Source organism: Aminobacter sp. P4_D5, from assembly GCF_056401815.1.
The window spans coordinates 1-2523 of the sequence record NZ_JBFUIP010000328.1 but is presented as its reverse complement, the minus strand read 5'-3'; the positions used below and the strand labels follow the sequence as shown (position 1 = coordinate 2523).

The following is a 2523-nucleotide window of genomic DNA, read 5'->3' as shown; positions in this document are numbered from 1 at the left end:
GTGCAGGTCAAYGGCGGGTCGGCTATGACGATGTCTCGGACACAGCGTGTCATTGACGACAGACCAATCTCTCAGATGTCACTTTATCTGCTTACAGGCGGAAGCGTTGTGACCGACTACGACGGCCGCAAGCAAACCCATGTTCCAGGCGACATCGTCGCCGTCGATTATTCACTGCCGTACGAATCCCACACGCCCGGCTACGAAGGGATAACGCTTACTTTCGATAGAGCGAGCGCACCGCCCGGGCTTCAAGGCGTCGTCCACGGAATGGTGCTGTCCGCAAACAGCAGCGCCGGCAACCTCCTTGGCACGCAGATCAGGTCACTTGTGGATCATATCGACGGACTCAGCATTGACCAGGCTCAGTCGGCCGTCGACGGCATTTTGCGGTTTGCCGCGACCACCCTTCCTGTCGCTTCGCCGAAAAGGAAGCGAGACAATGTCTCAGTTCTGGATAGCGCTCATCGGCTGGCCAAACGGAGAATGTCGGATCCGGACTTCGGCCCCGACGAGCTGTCGACCGCGCTGGGCGTCTCGCGATCGAAACTGTTTCGTTCGTTTGCCGCCCATGGAGGGGTACAGCGCTGGCTGCTTGGCGAACGACTGACGTCCAGCCTTCAGGCTATTGTAAGATCCGCGGGCAAACTGAAAATTTCAGTGATCGCTCATCAGCACGGGTTTCGCAGCGAAGCACATTTCAGCCGTGCTTTCCGGAAGCGATATGAGCTGAGCCCAAGCGCGGCTCTTGCCTTGGCCATGCGCTCGCAGGGCGCCACAATATATCTGAACTGGGCGAAGAAGAACGCGAAGACAGAACGCTCGACAACTGAAGCTTGGCTCGCTTCCGCTCGTGCCAGAGATCGGAAGGCGCACGAAGAGAGCTCCAATCCACCCCAGTGACCTCGCATCCAGGCCGGCATGGCTGACACGTACGACACAATGTCCGTTATTCGTTTCCGCAGAACTTCGCTGCTAGACCGGCAGTGTCCTTGGGAGGCTCGACGGCAGAACGACGACTGGGCAGAGCCAGTTTTCCAATCTGGTGATCGGCGCTCGCAAGCTGCTCGCTGAGCGGCGGTCGCCGTTCGGGACCCTCAAGTCCGCCTGTTTGTGCGGATGGAGTAAACAGTCGTTGACAATGAAGATCGCCGGGCTTTTAATCGAAGCGTGAGTATAAGCGCACTAACCTCTGCTTAGGGAACAGACAGAGGAGATAATTGCTCACTCATTGGGTTTTGCCAATGAGTGGAGCCGCGCTACTCTAGATCAGCAAGTCTCAACTCGTCGGTGGACTCGCGAGAGTTTCCGTGGTCGATCGTTCGGCCTCCGCCAAGCCAAGCTTTGCGGACAGTTCGAAGTGGGTCGCCTCCGGAGGTCGAGGTTCAACGCGCATTGGGCGCGTTTGGACACTGGGAGGAGACATTGCAGAGATTTGTTTGCGGCCTTACGGCCGTCTTATTGGCTATCCTGACATTCCCGGCTGCGGCGCAGGAACTCACCAAGGTGCGCTTCCTGCACGAATGGCGCTTCGAAGGCCATGTTTCGCCGTTTCTCGTCGCCCTCGACAAGGGTTTCTACAAGGACGAGGGACTGGACGTCACCATCGACCCGGGCACCGGCAGTCTCGACGGCATCAATCGCATTGCCTCGGGCACCTATGACATGGGCCAGATGGACCTCAACGCGCTGATCAAATATCGCGACGGTGTCGGCGCGGTCCCCATTAAGGCGGTGCTGATCACCTACAACACGCCGCCATTCGCCATTCTCACGCTCAAGAAAAACAACATCACCAAGCCAAAGGATCTCGAAGGCAAGATCCTCGGCGCGCCGGCGGCGGACGCCGCCTTTTCGCACTGGCCAATCCTCGCCAAGCTCAACGACATCGACACGTCGAAAGTCAAAATCGAAAATGTCGGCTTTCCGGTGCGCGAAGCACTGCTTGCCCAGGGCCAGGTCGATGCGGTCACCGCATTTTCCAGCAACAAGCTGGGCGTAAAGGCCGCGGGGGTACCAGACGACGAGATCGGTATGCTCTTGATGAGCGATTTCGGCCTCGACCTCTATGGCAGTGCGGTCATGGCAAACCCGGATTTTATCCGCGATCATCCCGATGCCGTCCGAAAATTCGTCAAGGCGACCATCAAGGGGTTCTTCGCTTCCTTCGCCGACCCCGACGCAGCCATTGCCAGCTTGCTCAAATACAATCCGGTGGCAAAGGCCGACATCGAGCTTGAACGCCTCAAGGTGGTCACCGCCCTCAGCTATCTGACTGACGACGTTCGTCAAAATGGGTTCGGCGACGCCGATATGGCGCGTCTTGGCCGTTCGATCGATCAGCTGGCGACAGCATTCCCGTTCAAGAACAAGCCCAAAGCCGAGGACGTGTACACCTCGGAATTCTTGCCGCCGAAAGACGAGCGGATGGTCAAGTGATGCCTCCGCCGGCGCCCGACGCTGGCGGACCCTCATGGTTGCGTGCGCAAAAGCCCACGAGGCGAAGCGCGGTTCAAACTGGAC

At 58.4% G+C, this 2523-nt stretch carries 2 protein-coding genes; both read left to right on the top strand.

The genetic code is table 11. The features are described from left to right. Positions 1-24: 24 nt before the first annotated feature. Complete coding sequence (locus AC1DWF_RS31480) at positions 25-903, top strand: AraC family transcriptional regulator (RefSeq protein WP_476842512.1); 879 nt, start codon at positions 25-27, stop codon at positions 901-903. A gap of 522 nt (positions 904-1425) precedes the next feature. Continuing rightward, entirely contained in the window at positions 1426-2439 is a 1014-nt protein-coding gene (locus tag AC1DWF_RS31475; RefSeq protein ID WP_476787880.1) for an ABC transporter substrate-binding protein, read from the top strand. Positions 2440-2523 lie beyond the last annotated feature (84 nt).

Excerpts from the sequence above, each read along its gene's own strand:
- AC1DWF_RS31480 (WP_476842512.1), top strand. The coding sequence starts at position 25 with ATGACGATGTCTCGGACACAGCGTGTCATTGACGACAGACCAATCTCT.